Consider the following 18,569-nt stretch of genomic DNA (forward strand, 5'->3'; position numbering starts at 1 on the left):
TTCAGGTTGTATGGCAACCATTTCTTCTGGTGTTTCGTCTTTATGAAGTTGTAGCATCAGGCTCTCCAGCCTTGTAATTTGCCGGTCTATCAAAGGAAGTGTATCGGGATTCCATCCTTTTTTCAATGTCTTGGACGCTATTTTTAAAGTCGCTATTGGGGTTTTAAACTCATGTGAGATGTTATCCACAACCGTGTGAAGAACTTTTACCTGTTTTTGTTGTTGGATGAGGTTTCTGATTGTGAAAATATACAGGATAAGAACACTTACGAGCAGGATAACACAGCAGATAATTAAGAGAATAATTTCTCTGAAAACGAGACTTTTGATGTTTTCGATTTCAATTTCTGTTTGGGTATCAACATGGAATGAATCCACGTTATTAATTGTTTTTTCTCCTGTAGTTTCCTGAATGGAAGATGTTCTCCATGTTCCGATATTTGTAATAGCCGATTTTTTAACTTTATCTTTTGTTTCGTAAATAGTGACCGGTTGTTGCAGTATTTTAATGCTGTCAGGAAGATGAAGCAGTAAACTATATTGAATTCTTACACAGATAATGTATCCGTCTTTTTTTCGGCGCTCATTAATATAGTTCGTTAAATTATTCCCGGAATTTTTTTTGTCATCTATCAGGTATTTTATGAAATCCTCTTTTTTAAGTTTTTTGTGATAATAGTTGATAATCTTTTTTTGCAGAGAATCTTTTTCCGAAGTCTTAGCAGAGTGATTGTTCACTACCTGATCGGTATAAACTGAAATACCCTGATCTATGGATCTGTATATCTCCCTTTCTTTAACCTGATAGGTTTTATACATGAAATAAACCTGAATTCCCAACAAAAATAGGAAGAGTGTAGTGAAAATATAAATCAGGTTTTTGTTATTGGATATCATCGAAACAAAGATAAAACTTTCGCATTTCACTGATAGGGTATTTTTATCATTAACCTTTCATTAACCTGAGTTTTGTTTTAAGGCAAAAAAGCTGTTAACTCATCATTAACCGTTCGTTAACCGAAATTCTCCTTACTAATATGGACTTTTGCTCTGTAAACAAGGCCTAGTTCTGTTTCACATCATTCTTAAAAATGTAATCATGAATAAAACTCTTTTTTTTCTGTGTCTTCCCATGATGATGCTGGCTCAAAAACAAAAAATTGCAGGAACGGTAATGAATACCGAAAATGAGAAACTTTCAGCAGTAAATATAGTTCTGTACAATTCCAAAAACGAATTCATCAAAGAATTAAAAACTGATGGCAGCGGAGTTTTTATTCTGGAAGGTATTGATGAGCAAAGGGTAAAACTGGTAGTGAATAACAATGGATATTTATTATTTGAAAAGAATCTTGATCTTGAAAATCCAGAGGCATTACAGATCATTCTCAGAAAAGAAACTCGGGAAATAGAAGATGTTGTGATGACTAAAAGAAAACCAGTGGTAAAAAGAAAGGTGGACCGCCTGGAGTTTAATGTGGAAAACAGCAATATTTCATCACTCAATGCATGGGAAATCTTAAAGAAAACCCCTAATGTTACTGCCAATAATAATGTGTTAACGGTGAAAGGAAGCACAGGGATTTTGGTCACTATTAATGATAAAAAAGTAATGCTGACAGGGGATGAACTTAAAAACCTTTTGGAAAACACTCAGGGAGATGAAGTGAAATCTATTGAAGTCATTACCAATCCACCTGCAAAATATGAAGCTTCAGGAAGTGCTGTTCTGAATATTGTAATGAAAAAGAACAAGATAGAAGGCTATCGCGGGATAGTGTCTTCAAAATATATTCAAACCCAGTATGCAAAAGCAGTTTTCGGGCTGTCGCAATATTATAAGAAGGATAAGCTCTCCGTTATGGCAAGCTATTATAAGGGAATGGGGACTTATTTCCGTGAAGGAACTGATTATGTCCGTTATCCTGAAAGTGAAACCACATGGGTGAGTACGATGAACAGGAAGGATAAAAACACTAACCAGAATACCCTGAATTTTAATGTGGAATATGAGTTGGATAGTTTAACCAATCTAAGCCTCAACTATTCAGGGTATTTTTCACCAAAATCCTATGGAATTTACGATGTACCTACATTAATCTATGATAACCGGGATATTGTAGAGTCTCATTACAGAACTCTTAACGACCATGCATCAAGTTCCATCAATAATTCGGTTAGCTTTCAGATAGACAGAAAATTCAATAAAAAAAGCAGCCTTACCTGGATCAATTACTTCACAGGAAATAACACAGATAAATATCAGAATGTAAATACTTATTTAAATTTTGCAGGTCAGTCTCCAAGAGAAGAACATTTTATGACTCGGAATGATGCTGATGTAAAGCTATATTCTACTCAATTGGACTATCAATGGAAAGGAGAAAAGCTGGAAGTGGAATCGGGGGTTAAGTACAGCTTTGTAAAAACGAACAGCAAACTTGATTTCTCTGATAATGAAAATGGACTGATGCAGTTCAGACCCGCAAAAAGCAGTGATTTTAATTATAAAGAGCATAATTTCGCCTTATATTCCTCACTTTCCTATAATATCGGACAATGGAATTTTAAAGGAGGACTTCGTGCTGAAATGACGGATCTTGAAGGAATTGTTTCAGAACCTTATAACCATAATAAAAATAACTACTGGAACTTTTTTCCAACTTTTTACGCTCAATATACCACAGAAAATAAGCATGAATTTGGGCTCTCATATGGAAAAAGAATCAGTAGACCTTTCTATTCATGGCTGAATCCGGCAAAATCCTATTACAATCTGTTTTCCTATTTTCAGGGAGATCCTGAGTTAAAAGCAACCATTATTCACAATCTTAACCTTTCGTATTCCTGGAAAGACTGGCATGTTGATCTGTACTATCGTAAAGAATTATATCCGGCCATGGAAATCTCATATCAGGTACCCGAAACAAATAATGTAGTTTATAATTTTACCAATATCGAAAAAGGGCAGGCATTTGGGACAAGTTTATATAAAAGCTTACAGATAAAACCATGGTGGAATCTGGTACTGTCTGAAAATCTGGAACACAACGAGAATTATTTCAATGGAGTTGATGGAATATTACATCAGAATAAAGTATGGAACTGGATGTCTGATATTTCTACCAGCTTTACTTTAGATAAAAATAATGACTGGAAAATGGAAATAGGACATCGATATTTCTCTTCTGGAATCCAGGGGCCTTTTAGGATTTCCAGCAACTGGTCTGCCTATTTTGTGATGAACAGAAAGTTTTTCAATAAAAAGCTGGAGGCAGCATTGATAGTGAATGATATTTTCAAAAGCACGCGTCAGAAAGTTGTTACCAAATATGCCAATCAGGATAATTATTTCCTGGATTATACAGATACGCAGGGTTTCACATTGTCATTGAAATACAGTTTCGGAAACCAATCTGTGAAGAATGCTAAAACCATCAGAAAAACATCTGAACAGGACAGGCTTTAACCTGAGAAACTAAGGTTGGAAGTTGGAAGTTTGAGGCTGTCTTTAGGCATCATAACTATGTTAAAATACAATCAGTTGTTTTAAAAAGACAAAACAGCTATTACTTATGACTTTCATAAATTCCAGCTCTATTTTTCCATCTTTTTAGAATATTTTAAATTAAAAACTAATTATCATAAAACATTATTATAAAAGAAATTATCGCTTGATGTCACATTTTCGCTATTTTTGATGCTTATCTAAAAAAGAGATCATTATGAAGAGAATTTTTTCCGGAATGCTGGTGGTTGTTTCATTACTGCAACTTTCTGCTCAGGAATTGTATATGCCGCGAAATATTAAAAAAGCTTATGAAAAAGGAACCCGTGATATTTCTGGTGCGCCAGGCAAAAATTACTGGCAAAATAAAGGAGTTTATAATGTTGACGTAAAAGTAGATGCTAATACAAAGATTGTTTCCGGAAAAGAGACCATAGTTTATACCAATAACAGTCCGGATAATCTTGATGAATTGGCAATAAGATTTGTAAATAACCTTCATAAGCCGCAATCTCCAAGATCCGGATCGGTTTCCAAAGGCTTTCTGTCCACTGGGTTGAAAATAAAGTCATTCATCGTAAATGGTGAAAAATATGATATCAATAGTGATGATTGGGGAACTGTTGAAAAAGTAAAATTAAAATCTACCTTAAAATCAAAATCAAAAGCTGAGGTTAATATTGAATGGGAATATCCGCTTTCTGTACAAAGTGGGCGAGAAGGGCAGATTGATCCTGAAACCTTCTACGTAGCGTATTCTTTTCCTAGAATTTCTGTATATGATGATTATAACGGATGGGATATGCTTCCACATTCAGACAGGCAGGAGTTTTATAATGATTTTAATGACTATAGCTTTGCCATTACAGCCCCAAAGAACTATGTAGTATGGGCAACCGGAGATTTCCTGAATCCGGAGGCTGTTCTTCAGCCTGAATATTTAAAAAGATATAAAGCTTCATTGAAAAGTGATCAGTTAATACATATTGCTACAGAGCAGGAAATGAAGTCCGGAAAAGTTACCCGACAGAATAAATGGAATGTCTGGAAGTTCAAAGCCAATCATATTACAGATTTCTGCTTCGCCTTAAGCAATCATTATGTATGGGATGCTGCCAGCGTGCAGCTGAAAACCAAAAGAGCAAGTGTTCAGGCAGGATATAAAGCAGGAGCAAAAGATTTTGAACATTATGTAGATTGGATGCGTTATAACTTGGATTGGTTTTCGAAAAACTGGCCTGGGGTAGAATATCCTTATAATGTAATGACGGCCATTCAGGGATATGCAGATATGGAATATCCAATGATGATTAATGATACCAGCATTCCGGATGACCTTCAGGATGCCAGGCTTACAGCAGACCATGAAATTGCACATACCTATTTTCCTTTCTACATGGGAATTAATGAAACAAGGTATGCCTTTATGGATGAAGGGTGGGCAACCACTTTGGAATATCTGATCGGAATTGATGAAAATGGGGAAGAGAAAGCAAAAGATTTTTATAAAAACTTCCGTGTAAAAAAATGGATCAATGATCCTTCAGCAGAACAGGATCAGCCCATCATTACAATGAGCACACAGGTAAGCGGTTCCGGGTACGGAAACAATTCATATGTGAAATCCTCTCTGTCTTATCTTGCATTAAAGGATTATTTGGGAGATGAATTATTCAAAAAAGCATTACACCATTATATGAATAACTGGAACGGAAAACATCCGGTTCCATGGGATTATTTCAATTCAATGAACACTGGCTCAGGAAAAAATCTGAACTGGTTCTTCCAGAATTGGTTTTATACTAATAATTATATTGATTTGAAAGTTTCCGGAGCTTCTCAAATGAACGATTTACTAACAGTGAATGTAGTAAATGTAGGTGGGTTTGCCATTCCGTTTAACGCGATACTTTCATATGAAGATGGAACTACGGAGACGCTGCACTTCTCACCGTCTGTATGGGAGAAAGATCAGAAATTGACAGATCTTGTAATTCCGATTAAGAAAAAAGTGAAGTCAGTAAAGCTGGATGGAGAGATCTTTATGGATTATACGCCTGAAGATAACAGTAAAAATTTATAAAAGTAAAAGCCTTCAGACTCTGAAGGCTTTTTTATTTAAAAATAGGCGGTTAACCTCAGTCCTAGACTGATATAATTGATTTTTTCTTTAGCAATCAGGTTATTCAGTTCCTGATCCAGCTCGGCACTTTCTTTAATTTCATCACTGAAGTGATATCTGATTGTAGAGTTAATCTGATTGTAATCTGTGTAGAAAGTAAGACCTAATCCCGGATTGAACTTATAGGTCATTGATGCTCCTGTATTCCAACGGAAAGCCGGCTTAGGTTTATATCTTGCAATCTGAAGTTCGTGATTGGGTGTGTCTATTTCATTTCCTTTTACAAACACTTTTCCACTGGCAGTGGCAGCGTAGCCACCTGTTAGTTTTAAAGTGAGTTGCCATTTATCCGAGAATTCATGAGAAAAATAAGGACCTATTCCGGCAGATAAGAATCCCATAGATTGTGTTTTAATTTCATGGTCACCAAAATCCTGTCCGTCATCAAAAGTTATTCTTTGAGATTTAATAGGAAAACTGCTGAAGGTGATATCTGCACCCACACCCCATCTTTTTGAAAAGAAATATGCTCCTTCCAATCCGCCTTCAAAACCGGTTTGCTTTTTATCATCCAGCTCAGATTCTCTAAGGAAGTTAGTGGTGCCTAATGCTGTACCCATCTTTAAAGAAAGAAAAGAAGGGTAGTCATTTCCCTGTATTCTGGATAGGATGCTTAAATTATCTCCCTTGTTCTTATATATTTTATCAATAAAGAAATAACCAAGTTCTGTGGATATAATTCCGATTCCGGCGCCGGCAAGAATATCCGGAACCCAGTGTCTGTTATTTAAGTTTCTTCCAAGTCCTGTAATGGTGGCAGAACCATATCCTGCAATACTATACGCCGGGTTTACCATTCCGTATTCTTTGTGAAGGAAGCTGGCATTGGTAAAAGCCATTGCAGCATGTCCTGATGGAAAAGAATTGTTTTTAGATCCATCCGGACGCTCAACTTTTGCTGTATATTTAATGGAATTAACAAGAAGTCCCATAATCACTAAGCTGGCACCATAAGATAGTGTGGCTCTTCCAATATTGTTTCTGCCCTTTACACCTCCTAGTTTTAAACCGTAAACAGCTACTGCAGGGGCGTACTGAAGATAATCATCATATTTGACTTTGAAGTTGGGAAGATATCGGTTTCTTACCTCACGGATATTCTCTTTTTCTCCCCATGTAGCTGCAGCAGCAGTAAAAAGGATAGCAGGTGCTACAGACTTCTTTACCCATTCTTTCTTAAAAAAAGGAGTTGATTCTTTTATTGGAGAGTTGGCATTAATGAAAGCAATGTCCTGTTGAAGGTTACGAGACTGAATAGTATCTTGGGCTTTATAACTACAAAAGTGGAATAAAATTCCTGATATAAGAATTATTTTTTTCATCGTGGGTGCCTCCTTAGTTTAAAATCGCGTAAAAATATAAAAAAAATCTATCCCAAAAATTGAGATAGACTATTTTAATAATTTTATAATATTTTGTTGATATTGTTGCTTACCTTAGCCCAGCTCTTGGTCCGGATGCGGATACAACAGCCTGCATTCTTGTTTTTTGGTTAGCAGAGAACATAAACATTGCTTTATCATCTACGTAATCCATATAGTTCATGAACATTTGAGAGCGGCTTACCCCTCCGCAAACTCTATTCAGTGGATATGTTGGAGTTCCGTAGTTAGGGCCAGGAGAAGTAGGTGTGTCATTAGAGTAATCTGTCTGGCAGCCTGTGTTAGATGATCCCCAAAGGTGTGGGAGATTTAAATAATGTCCTACTTCATGGGTTACAGTTCTTCCTAAATTGAATGGAGCGGAAGCACCTGTTTTTCCAATATACTGATATCCTATTACAAGGCCATCATACCATTGTCCAGCATGTTCAGGATAGTAAGCGTAGCCTAAAGTTCCAGGTTGGTTATTTTCGTCAAGTATGGAATTAACAACCCATATATTCAGATTTTTATTCACATCAGTAGCATCAATACCACCAGTGCTTGCTTTTTTCATTTCCTCAAGATCAGATCTCCAAGCTGTTTTTGAGCTCTGTTTACGATTAGTAGCTACTAATTTGAAACGGATTTTTACATCACCAGCTGCTGAAGGTTGAAACGCTGAAGGAATTTTAGAAATATCGGAATTGGTAGCGCCATAATCAGCGTTTAGTACTGCAATTTGTTCTGCGATTCTTGCATCAGAAACATTTTGAGTAGAAGTGTTATAAATTACGTTAAAAACAACGGGAATTTCAACAGTTCCATCTGCAAGTACTTTTCCTACTTTGAGATTTTCTGTAAATCTTTCTGTGCTGGATTCAATATCCGCTATTTTTTGCTTAAGTGAAGGATTTTTCAGAAGCATTGCCTGTCTTATTTCTTCTGATGGGCATTTTCTCTGGGTAGCTGTTAAAGCAGTAGGAGTAGCTTCTGAATTTGTTGATGATTCATTTTGGTTTGTCACACTGTCATTGTTACAGGCTGACAAAAAGCTCAGAACAAGAGCTCCAAAAAAAAGTTTTTTCATATCGTTATAATATAATGTGGTTGAGGGTGTGAAATTATATTATTTAAAATTAATATGCAAATTATTTGATTGATTATTTGATAAATATTTACATTATAGTGTGTTTGTTTGAATGTATTGTAATATAATTGGTTAAATGTTGTATTTTAATCAATTTTAACGTATTGTTTTATATTTCACTTTGATGTGTATTTTGTAATAAAATAATTTTATGTTTTTTAAATTTTAATAGAAAAATTTTTACATTAAATTGGTCTTATATATCCATGTGTTAAAAGCATTTCTAAATCTCAGTAGATACAGTGGTATTCTCAGATTTAATATCTATTTTGATCGGATGAATGCTAAAGTTTAAAAGAAATAATTGTAAAAAAAATCTATCCCGAATTGAGATAGATTTTAAATATTCAAAATTGTATTTGTTAGTAAACTCTTAACCCTGCTCTTGCTCCGGTAGTTGCCACTACAGATTGCATTCTTGTTTTCTGTCCTGCGGAGAACATAAACATTGCTCCATCATCTACATAATCCATATAGTTCATAAACATTACAGATCTTTGTACTCCACTACATGTATTGTATAATGGGTAGGTAGGTTTTCCATAATTGGCTGTTGTTTGTGTTGGCGTATCGCTTACAAGGTCATTTCCACAATTAGTATCTCCCCAAATATGTCTTAGGTTTAAATAGTGTCCTACCTCGTGAGTTGCGGTTCTTCCCAGGTTAAATGGTGCAGAGGCTCCTGTTTTACCAAAATATGGTGCTCCAATTACAACACCGTCATTCCATAATCCTGCAGATTCAGGGAAGGTTGCGTATCCAAGAATAGTGCGACCTTGGCTTGTCATTTTTCCTACAACCCAAATATTAAGGTAGTTGGTAGGATTAGTTGCATCAATACCGCCTTTGGATGCTTTTTTCATATCGTCATTAGTGGACCAACTTGTTTTAGAAGTAGATTTTCTAATGGTATTCACTAATCTGAATTTTACTTTTGTATCACCTGAACTCACGGATGCAAATTCAGAAGGGATTTTGCTGGCATCACTGTTTGTTCCTGAATAATCAGCATTTAATACTGCAATTTGTTCGGCTATTCTTGCATCGGTAACATTCTCTGCAGTAGTTTTATAGATAACATTTACGACTACTGGGATTTCTACAGTGCCATCTGCAAGGACTTTTCCAAATTTTACACCCTTGGCAAAGTTCTCTGTATTAATTTCCAGGTCTGTAAATCTTTGTCTAAGCTCAGCATTGTTCTTTAAAGCTTCCTGTCTTATTTCTTCTGAAGCACATCCTCTCTGTGCTATTGCAGCAGACACTGTAGGTTCATCAGCCGGAGCTTCGTTTTGATTGGAAACATTATCGGTGTTACATGCTGTCATCAAGCCGAGCATAAGAGCTCCAAAAAATAGTTTTTTCATATCCAAATTTTTTAATTGAGATGTGAAATTAATTTTTTAAAAATTGATATGCAAGTGTTTTCTTTATTTTATTGAATTATTTGTATTTATTGTGTTTTTTATTTGTGTTAATTTTAAACATTTATTTGTTTTATTATGTTTTATTTAAAAAAAAATAGAATTGATTCTATTTTTTTATTTGTTTTATTATTTTTGTGTAAATAATTAGTAAATAAATCTATTTAATAGAAAAATATTTATTTTGTTTTTAATTGGCAAACCCATTTTTAATGGCAAAAACAGCCAGGCCTACACGGGTTTTTAAATCCAGTTTTTCGCATAACTGATCCCGGTAACTTTCCACTGTTCTTGGGCTGCAACACATTCTGTCTGCAATTTCTTTATAGCTAAGCTCTGTTACGGTATATTTTAGAAATTCTTTTTCCCGCTCTGAAATCTTTACAGAAGTTTCAATGTTATTGTTATTAAGATTGGAAAATATAATCTTTGAAGCCCATTCAGGATAAAAGAAACCATCTGTATTTAATCTTGTAAGTGCCACTTCCAGGTCTTTTGGATGGGTATTTTTTAAAAGATAACCTTTTGCTCCGTTTTTAATCATTTTAATAACACTGTTATCGTCACCCTGCATGCTGAGTGCCATTACCTTGATATCCGGGTGATTTTTAGTAACCCAGGCTGCCGTTTCAAAGCCGTCCATAATGGGCATGCTGACATCCATGAGAATAATATCCGGAATGATATTTCCTTCTTCAAATTTTTGAATCAGATCTTTACCGCTTTCACACACGTAGACAACCTCAAACTCACTGAAGTTACCAATAATCCCTTCAAGGGCCTTTGCAATAAGGATATGATCGTCAACAATTACAATTGTTTTTTTCATGACTGTTTTTTTAAAATGATATTAAGTTGGGTACCTACATTCTTTTCACTTTCAAGAAGGAAATCGGCACCAATGATTTCTGCTCTGTTTTTCATATTGGTAAGACCAATCCCGTTAGACTTTTTTTGTGTTGTATCAAATCCGATTCCGTCATCACGAATGGCAAGTTCCCAAAGTATGTTCTCAGAAGTGTTTAAACTGATAAAAATATTTTTGCAGTGAGAATGTTTTATACTGTTCTGTATAAATTCCTGCGTGATTCTCAGCAATAGATTCTTATGGACAAAGCCAAGATCCAGTTGGTCAAAATTATGTTCAAAACTGATAAGGCATTTTTTTAAAGAATTGGTGTTATCAACTTCTTCCTGAATTAAATGTACAATTTCTTTCTGGCTGATATTATCATCTGTTAATGTTTTTGAAAGACTACGAAGATCCTGCAGGGATTGATTAATGATCTGCGAAACCTGGTCAATTCTATCACTGGCCTCAGGAACCTTATTCTCATAAAGCATTTGTTGAACGTATAAACTCACCAATGTTAGCTTTTGTCCGATATTATCATGCAGTTCTCTTCCAATTTGCTGCATGGTAGCCTGCTGAATCTCCAGTTGGGTAGAAAGAAGTTCTCTTTGGTGGATCTCGTTTTTCATTTCTATCTCATTAAGATATTCTTTCTTTCGCTGCCTGTAGTTTCTGATATAGATAGCTACAGCAACGGCAAACATTACAAAGAATGTATTAAAAAGAATGATCGTAATTATTAATTCTGCTTTCCCCATATAAATGAACTTGCAAATAAAAGATACATGATAGTTCCGGAAACCTGAAAATAAGCAAAATATAGATCCCAAATATCTCTATATTCCCAAAGAAGAGACATGAAGGTCATAAAAGGGAGTGTTCCTATATAAAAAAGAGTATTACCCAGATTGATATAAAACATTCTATTGGTACTGAATTTTAGGATTTCCGTTGAATTGACCTGCTTATAATATTCCATCACTACAAGCACCATCAAAAATATACAGCCTAAAGTATAATTGGGAGCATACACCACTTTTCTTTCTACGAAGAATGATAATTGTGGAATAAACGCAGCAAAATATAACAAAGAGAAGATATAGAATAGTTTTGGTTTTTTTAGAGACTTTATGGCATATAACCAGTAAAAGAAAATAAACTGCAATGGCATTACAAAGTAGTTGTAAAAAATAATTCTATCAATACGTAGAGCCTCCTCAAACCATTTCACAGACGATTCACATAGAAAAATGGCAATAAGGTATAATGCGAAAAGTTTCCAATGCAGTTTTTTTTCACGGTGAAAATAAATAATGGATACTAAAGCCGCTATAGCCTCTCCGGTATACATAAATTGTGAGAAAAACCTTTGGAATTCAGTCATAGTTTATAATAAGTTTCTTTTAATTAATATTAAAGCATTCCCAATGAACTTGCGGGCGGAGATAAAGTTCCCTGATTTTCTCCCATGTCTTTGGAAGGTGGATTCTTTCCACGGGCATAAAGCGCTGTGCTTATTGTTTTTCCCTTAAAGTTTGGTAAAGCATGAAAGTCGTAATTGATAACTTCGCCTTCTTCACCCTCTTTTTTCATAGTAGGGATCATGACAAGGGTATGTCTTTCAGAATACTCTTGCGGAACCGGGTGGCTTTCCATGATATCCCAATTCTCAATTTTCGGATAGGCAGCATAATAAAATCTGATTCCCAACTCTTCTTGAGTATACTCGGGATTTATTTTACTGGCCTCCTGTTCTATCTGATTGATAAAGTTTTTCAGTTTCGGAAGATCAAACCAGATGCATTGAGCATCAGTTATTCCCATTTTTTCGTTGATAGCAGTCATTTGGTTCTGACGGTAATTGTCAATAAGAGCTTTAATCAGATCATTTGACATGACTCCTGATCCCGAAGGATCGTGTTCATTGGTAGATTCTGTTTTCATAACTTAGTTTTATAATGGAATATCCGTATTTCCGCAAATTTCGTAAAAAAATACGGGAGAAAATAGAGTTAGGAATAGGGAATTACACTGTTATTTTTACCGTATTTTTACGGGTTGTGTATTTAAGGAAAAAGATATAGGTAAAACTAAGCGGTATTTCATAAAAAAAACGGAGAATTGCTCTCCGCTTTACTTTAAATACAAGGGTATCTTCTTGGATCTCTGCAAATCATTCCTGATGTACAGCATAAGCCGGTAGGGCAGTTCCAGTTTTCATCACATTCAATGATAGGAAGAAGCAATCCGCCTTCAATTTTCTTTAATTCTTGTCTTTTTAATTTTTTCATACTGATTTTGTTTAAGTTATTAATTTGTTTGAAAGGTGAATTTAATAATATTTCACGTCAAAAAGATATAAATTTAAAAAAAATTGAATGTTCATAATTTATTTTTAGAATTACAGAACTGTAACTGGGATGTAAAAGTCTTATAAAAAATGAGTGCCGCAGATTTCTCTACAGCACTCATCTACAAAAATTAATGTATATGAAAAAAACTACTTTATTCTTTTATTGTTCAGTGGGTCTGAATACCAGCCCTGTTTCTACAAAGTAATCCAGGGTAATTCTGTCACCGTCATTCACATTCCCTGCAAGGATTTCTTTAGACAGTTTATTTAATACTTCCTGTTGAATTACTCTTTTTAGAGGTCTTGCCCCGAATGCCGGATCATACCCTTTTTCCATCAGATAATCTACTGCATCCTGAGTGAAAGTCATAATGATGTTGCGTTTTGCTAACATTTCATTGAACCCTCTCAACTGATACTGAACGATTTTTCCGATTTCTTTCTTTCTTAAAGGTTGGAAAAGTACAATCTCATCAATTCTGTTCAGGAATTCCGGACGTAATGTTTGCTTCAGCAAATCAAAAACTTCATCTTTGGTCTTATCTACAATCTCCTCCTGGTTTTCCTCGGTTAGATTTTCAAAATTCTCCTGAATCAGGTGTGAACCTAAATTCGAGGTCATAATGATGATAGAATTTTTGAAATTCACTACACGTCCCTTGTTATCTGTTAAACGTCCATCGTCTAAAACTTGTAACAGTGTGTTGAAAACATCCGGGTGAGCTTTTTCAATTTCATCCAGAAGGACTACGGAATAAGGTCTTCTTCTTACGGCTTCAGTTAATTGCCCACCTTCATCATATCCAACATATCCCGGAGGCGCCCCTACCAATCTGGAAACACTGTGACGTTCCTGATATTCGCTCATATCAATTCTGGTCATATTGTTTTCATCATCAAATAAGAATTCGGCAAGTGCTTTTGCAAGCTCAGTTTTACCAACACCGGTTGTTCCTAAGAATAGGAATGATCCGATTGGTTTCTTATCATCGCTCAATCCTGCTCTGTTTCTTCTGATGGCATCCGCTACAGCCTGGATGGCTTCATCTTGTCCTACTACTCTGTGGTGAAGTTCAGATTCCAGATTCAATAGCTTATCTCTTTCAGATTGCAATAATTTGGTTACAGGGATGCCGGTCCATTTTGCAATTACTTCAGAGATATTCTCAGAAGTCACTTCTTCTTTGATCAGTTCATTCTGATGATTCTGCATTTCCAGTTCAACTTTAGAAAGCTCATCTTCTTTTTCACGAAGTTTTCCATATTGGATTTCCGCTACTTTGGCATAATCTCCTGCTCTGGAAGCTCTTTCTGCTTCTAACTTCAGGGATTCAATATCTTTTTTGATCTGGGTAAGATCTTCGCTTTTCTGCTTTTCTTTCAGCCATTTTGCATTGATTTCATTTCTCTGTTCAGAAATTTTAGCAATGTCTTCTTTTAAATGGTCGATTTTTGTTTGATTGCCCTCTCTTGAAATAGCGGCCAATTCAATTTCCAACTGCATTAATTTTCTGTCTAAAACATCCAGTTCTTCCGGCTTGGAGTTGATTTCCATTCTCAGCTTAGCAGAAGCTTCGTCGATAAGGTCAATCGCTTTGTCCGGTAAAAATCGGTCTGAAATATATCTTTGAGACATTTCCACCGCAGCAATAATTGCCTCATCTTTGATTCTTACTTTATGGTGAGCCTCATATTTATCTTTAATTCCACGAAGGATGGAGATTGCAGATTCAGTATCCGGTTCTTCTACCATTACTTTCTGGAATCTTCTTTCCAAAGCTTTATCCTTTTCAAAATACTTTTGGTATTCATTTAAAGTAGTTGCCCCAATAGCTCTTAATTCACCTCTTGCAAGGGCTGGTTTTAAGATGTTGGCAGCATCCATCGCGCCTTCACCACCTCCGGCTCCTACTAAAGTGTGGATCTCATCGATGAAAAGAATGATCTGTCCATCAGATTTGATTACTTCATTCACTACAGATTTCAGACGCTCTTCAAATTCTCCTTTGTATTTAGCTCCGGCGATCAAAGCTCCCATATCCAATGAATATAACGTTTTATCCATCAGGTTTTCAGGAACGTCACCACTGATGATTCTGTGCGCAATTCCTTCTGCAATAGCTGTTTTACCTACACCTGGCTCTCCAATAAGGATAGGGTTGTTTTTTGTTCTTCTTGAAAGGATCTGTAATACTCTTCTGATCTCTTCATCACGTCCGATTACCGGATCCAGCTTTCCTTCTGCAGCTAACTCGTTGAAGTTTTTAGCATATTTATTTAAGGATTGATAAGTTTCTTCTGAACTTGCAGAAGTCGCTTTACTTCCTTTTCTTAATTCTTTAATGGCTCCTTCCAGTAATTTCTTGGTTACGCCCATGTCTTTCAACATCTGGGAAACTTCAGAACTGGTTTCTATAAGGGATAACCATAAATGTTCAATCGTTACATATTCATCACCCATTTTTTTAGCGATGTTGGGGGCATCCAGCAATACCTTATTTGCTGATTGTGAAAGATAGATATTGCCGCCTTGTACTTTAGGCAGTTTTTCTAAATTTTCACGGTTTCGCTCTCTTACTAAATTAGCATCAGCTTCAGATTTCTTTAATAGGAAAGGCGATATATTTTCATCCACCTGGAAGATTCCTTCAAGGAGATGTTGAGGTTCGATACTTTGGTTGCCAAATTCCATAGCAACTTGCTGTGCTGCCTGGATGGCTTCTTGTGATTTTACAGTATATTGGTTTAAGTTCATATTTTCTATATTTTTGGTAATGATTCGTTCTAAGTTTAGTTTTAAAAAACATCAAGAAACTAAATTTTAAGGCTCAGTTTCTTAATGCCTATCAATTATTTAATCATGTAATCGATGACTGTATCGCAAAAACTGTTCAATTATTAAATTTACAAAAAATATGGACAAAATTTCCGGAATATGTATTTTTAACGATAATTTAACTTGACAGAATTTCCGATTCTGTAAAATTTTCTCTGAAATTGATGAACATTCCGTCAGTCTTGAACTTCAGACAAGGAACACAGATTTGAAAATGAATGAATTTGGCTTTTTCAAATGCTTAATTTATTTCAGAATAACTACTTTTGCATTTTTACAAATGGAACTTAAAGAAAAACAAAGGAAAATATTAGACGTAGCCGTAGAACTTTTCAAGGAGAAAGGGTATATGGGAAGTTCAGTGAGGGATCTTGCTACGAAGCTAAATATCAAAGCTGCATCACTATATGCACATATCCGTTCGAAAGAAGAAATTCTGGAGTGGATTTGTTTTGGTATTGCACAGGAGTTTTTCGATGAGCTTCAGGAAGTAAAAAATACAGATATTGCTCCAAAAGAAAAGCTGAATTTATTTTTGGATAAACATTTGTCAGTTGTTCTTAAAAACCGCGACGTTACTCATATTTATTCCATAGAATGGAGGCATCTTGAAGAAAGGCTTTCTGAGTTTGTAGAATTAAGAAAAAGTTATCAACAGGAAGTGGAAAAGTTAATTTCCGAAATTTACCAGGCTGAAAACTGGGAACTGAAGTCGCCATCATTTACCACCAGATTTATTCTTCATACTTTAAACAATTCCTATTTCTGGTTCAAAAGAAGTAGTGATTCTACTGATGAAATTACTGATGAAATAAGGGATAAGATCCTTTATGGGCTTTTAGGAAATCAAAAATAGATAACATGTTCTTTGTCATTGACTATATTGAATCTTCGATTTCTGATGAAGGAAGAATATCGGTATAATTCTCGCAGATTACACGGATTACGCAGATTTTATTGAGCTCAATCAATGATTTAAATAAGTAAGCAGGGGGGCATTCTGACGAAGAATCTCATCATTTTTTGTTATTCATTTACTTAGATTCTACGCTCCGCTTTCTTCTGCTCTGATTAACGCAAGTATGCTTTTCAATTGATGTTTAAAATTCTTAGAGCTTTGTAGTTACACTTTAATCTTCTGTAATAAAGTTATTTAGAATCGTTCAAAATATGACGAAAATCATAAAAATTTTGCCAGATTCCAAAATGTTGTTAAATTTACACCTAACAAATGTTAGTTAGTTTTATGGATTTTTCAGTTGAATATCTGGAGCTGGGTCAGTTGAGACAGCTTCAGTCCGACCGGTTAGTAAATCTCATGGGTTATCTGAACGAGAAGTCGGAATTTTATAAAAGAAAGTTTGATGAATTGCAGATATCCCCACAGGATATAAGGACGATTGAAGATATCGCGAAACTTCCAATTACTTACAAACAGGATTTAAGAGACCATTACCCATTTGGTTTGTTTACAGTTCCTAAAGCTGAACTTCAGAGAATTCACTGTTCAAGCGGAACTACAGGAAAACCAACAGTGGTGGGATATACCAAAGAAGATGTAGATCTTTTTAGCGAAGTAGTGGCAAGATCATTAAATGCTGCCGGCGCTAAACCGGGAATGCAGTTACATAATGCTTATGGTTATGGGATTTTTACAGGCGGATTAGGACTTCATTATGGAGCAGAAATGCTGGGAATGAGTGTGCTCCCTATTTCAGGAGGAATGACAGCCAGACAGGTAGATCTTATTGTAGATTTTAAACCGGAAGTCATATGCTGTTCACCATCTTATGCTCTAACTATCGCTGATGAATTTGCTAAAAGAGGAATTTCTGCCGATGAAATTAGCCTAAAGTATGCCGTATTAGGATCTGAGCCGTGGACGGAAATTATCAGAGGGCATATTGAAGAAAAATTAGGCGTTCATGCGACTAATATTTACGGTTTAAGCGAAATTATTGGTCCTGGAGTTTCCATGGAAGATTTTGAGGAAAAAGGAGGTTCTTACATTTGGGAAGATCATTTCTATCCTGAAATCCTGGACCCGATCACGAAAGAACCAGTTCCTTTTGGAGAAGAAGGAGTGTTGGTGATTACCACTTTAACGAAAAAAGCGATGCCGCTTCTTCGTTACTGGACGAATGATATTACCAGTCTTTATTACGATGAAAATGCCAAAAGAACTATGGTGAAGATGAAACCCATTGTGGGCAGAGCAGATGATATGCTGATCGTGCGAGGAGTAAATGTATATCCAAGCCAGATTGAAGACGCATTTTCTCATGTAAAAGGAGTGGTTCCTAATTACTATCTTACCCCTGTTGAAAAGGAGCAGATGTGTGTCGCTTTAGATATTGATGTTGAAATTGATGATGAATGGGTAAAGGCGCAAAAAATAGAAGCAAATACCGATGATTATTTTAATTTTGTCGGAACCTTTGGAAAAAATATTGAAAACGAAATAAAAAAGAGAGTAGGCATCACTACAAAAGTGAAAGTGCATGCTCAGGACAGTTTGCCGAAGTGCGAAGGTGGAAAAATTAATAGAATACTAAAAAAATAATGAACTCATTTTATAAACTTAAAACTGTAAGGGTTCAGAAGGACACTCCAGATGCGGTAAATGTTGCCGTAGAGATTCCTGAAGAGCTGAAAGACAAGTTCAGGTTCAAGCAGGGGCAGTACCTTAATTTCCGAATGATGATTAACGGAAATGAGGAAAGACGTTCTTACTCTATCTGCAATGCTCCAAGTGAAAAAAGCAACACCCTGGAAGTTTTGGTGAAGTTGCTTGAAAACGGAAAAGTATCAGGATATTTTAATGAGCATCTTCATATGGATGAAATGTTGGAAGTAATGCCTCCAATGGGAAGCTTCAATACTTCTTATCATCCAACCAATG

The 18,569-nt window shown here is 35.5% G+C and carries 15 protein-coding genes; 5 read left to right on the forward strand and 10 right to left on the reverse strand.

From position 1 onward, the window contains the following. On the reverse strand, positions 1-927 hold a 927-nt coding region (locus tag BBH99_RS19035; RefSeq protein ID WP_123873225.1), incomplete at its 3' end, for a sensor histidine kinase family protein. A 172-nt stretch (positions 928-1,099) separates the two neighbouring features. Between BBH99_RS19035 and BBH99_RS19040 the strand changes: the two genes are divergently transcribed. Continuing rightward, positions 1,100-3,469, forward strand: a complete 2,370-nt coding sequence (locus BBH99_RS19040; protein WP_066699534.1) for an outer membrane beta-barrel family protein — start codon at positions 1,100-1,102, stop codon at positions 3,467-3,469. A 256-nt stretch (positions 3,470-3,725) separates the two neighbouring features. After that, entirely contained in the window at positions 3,726-5,591 is a 1,866-nt protein-coding gene (locus BBH99_RS19045; RefSeq protein ID WP_066699538.1) for a M1 family metallopeptidase, read from the forward strand. A gap of 35 nt (positions 5,592-5,626) precedes the next feature. Here the strand turns inward: BBH99_RS19045 and BBH99_RS19050 are convergent, their stop codons facing one another. The 9 genes from BBH99_RS19050 to clpB all read right to left on the reverse strand — a co-directional run bounded on the left by BBH99_RS19050 (position 5,627) and on the right by clpB (position 15,586). Beyond that, positions 5,627-7,012: a phosphatase PAP2 family protein gene (locus BBH99_RS19050; protein ID WP_066699541.1), complete on the reverse strand. Its 1,386-nt coding sequence runs from the start codon at positions 7,010-7,012 to the stop codon at positions 5,627-5,629. 109 nt (positions 7,013-7,121) lie between these two features. Continuing rightward, entirely contained in the window at positions 7,122-8,141 is a 1,020-nt protein-coding gene (locus BBH99_RS19055; RefSeq protein WP_066699544.1) for a zinc metalloprotease, read from the reverse strand. A 422-nt stretch (positions 8,142-8,563) separates the two neighbouring features. Continuing rightward, positions 8,564-9,568 (reverse strand): zinc metalloprotease, encoded by a 1,005-nt coding sequence (locus tag BBH99_RS19060; RefSeq protein ID WP_066699547.1) that lies wholly within the window; start codon positions 9,566-9,568, stop codon positions 8,564-8,566. Between the two features lie 247 nt (positions 9,569-9,815). Then, entirely contained in the window at positions 9,816-10,454 is a 639-nt protein-coding gene (locus BBH99_RS19065) for a response regulator transcription factor (protein ID WP_066699549.1), read from the reverse strand. After that, complete coding sequence (locus BBH99_RS19070; protein ID WP_066699555.1) at positions 10,451-11,236, reverse strand: sensor histidine kinase; 786 nt, start codon at positions 11,234-11,236, stop codon at positions 10,451-10,453. Before BBH99_RS19070 ends, BBH99_RS19065 begins: the two co-directional genes overlap by 4 nt. Beyond that, positions 11,218-11,862 (reverse strand): hypothetical protein, encoded by a 645-nt coding sequence (locus tag BBH99_RS19075; protein WP_066699557.1) that lies wholly within the window; start codon positions 11,860-11,862, stop codon positions 11,218-11,220. Before BBH99_RS19075 ends, BBH99_RS19070 begins: the two co-directional genes overlap by 19 nt. Positions 11,863-11,891: 29 nt before the next feature. After that, a complete protein-coding gene (locus BBH99_RS19080) occupies positions 11,892-12,422 on the reverse strand; it encodes a hypothetical protein (protein WP_066699567.1) in 531 nt (176 codons plus the stop codon). A 194-nt stretch (positions 12,423-12,616) separates the two neighbouring features. Beyond that, positions 12,617-12,769 (reverse strand): hypothetical protein, encoded by a 153-nt coding sequence (locus BBH99_RS22550; RefSeq protein ID WP_165601960.1) that lies wholly within the window; start codon positions 12,767-12,769, stop codon positions 12,617-12,619. Between the two features lie 222 nt (positions 12,770-12,991). Continuing rightward, positions 12,992-15,586 carry an ATP-dependent chaperone ClpB gene (clpB, locus tag BBH99_RS19085; protein ID WP_066699569.1) on the reverse strand — a complete coding sequence of 865 codons (2,595 nt, stop codon included), beginning with the start codon at positions 15,584-15,586 and terminating at the stop codon, positions 12,992-12,994. 361 nt (positions 15,587-15,947) lie between these two features. On the opposite strand from clpB, the gene BBH99_RS19090 reads away from it, so the two are divergent. From BBH99_RS19090 to BBH99_RS19100, 3 genes are all read left to right on the forward strand, one after another. Beyond that, complete coding sequence (locus BBH99_RS19090) at positions 15,948-16,523, forward strand: TetR/AcrR family transcriptional regulator (RefSeq protein ID WP_066699574.1); 576 nt, start codon at positions 15,948-15,950, stop codon at positions 16,521-16,523. 390 nt (positions 16,524-16,913) lie between these two features. Continuing rightward, positions 16,914-18,230 (forward strand): phenylacetate--CoA ligase family protein, encoded by a 1,317-nt coding sequence (locus tag BBH99_RS19095; protein ID WP_066699572.1) that lies wholly within the window; start codon positions 16,914-16,916, stop codon positions 18,228-18,230. Continuing rightward, positions 18,230-18,569, forward strand: a 340-nt coding sequence (locus BBH99_RS19100; protein WP_228390849.1) for an FAD-binding oxidoreductase, incomplete at its 3' end; no start/stop codon positions are given. The genes BBH99_RS19095 and BBH99_RS19100, both read left to right, overlap by 1 nt.

The organism is Chryseobacterium contaminans (assembly GCF_001684955.1).
GTDB classification, from domain to species: domain Bacteria; phylum Bacteroidota; class Bacteroidia; order Flavobacteriales; family Weeksellaceae; genus Chryseobacterium; species Chryseobacterium contaminans.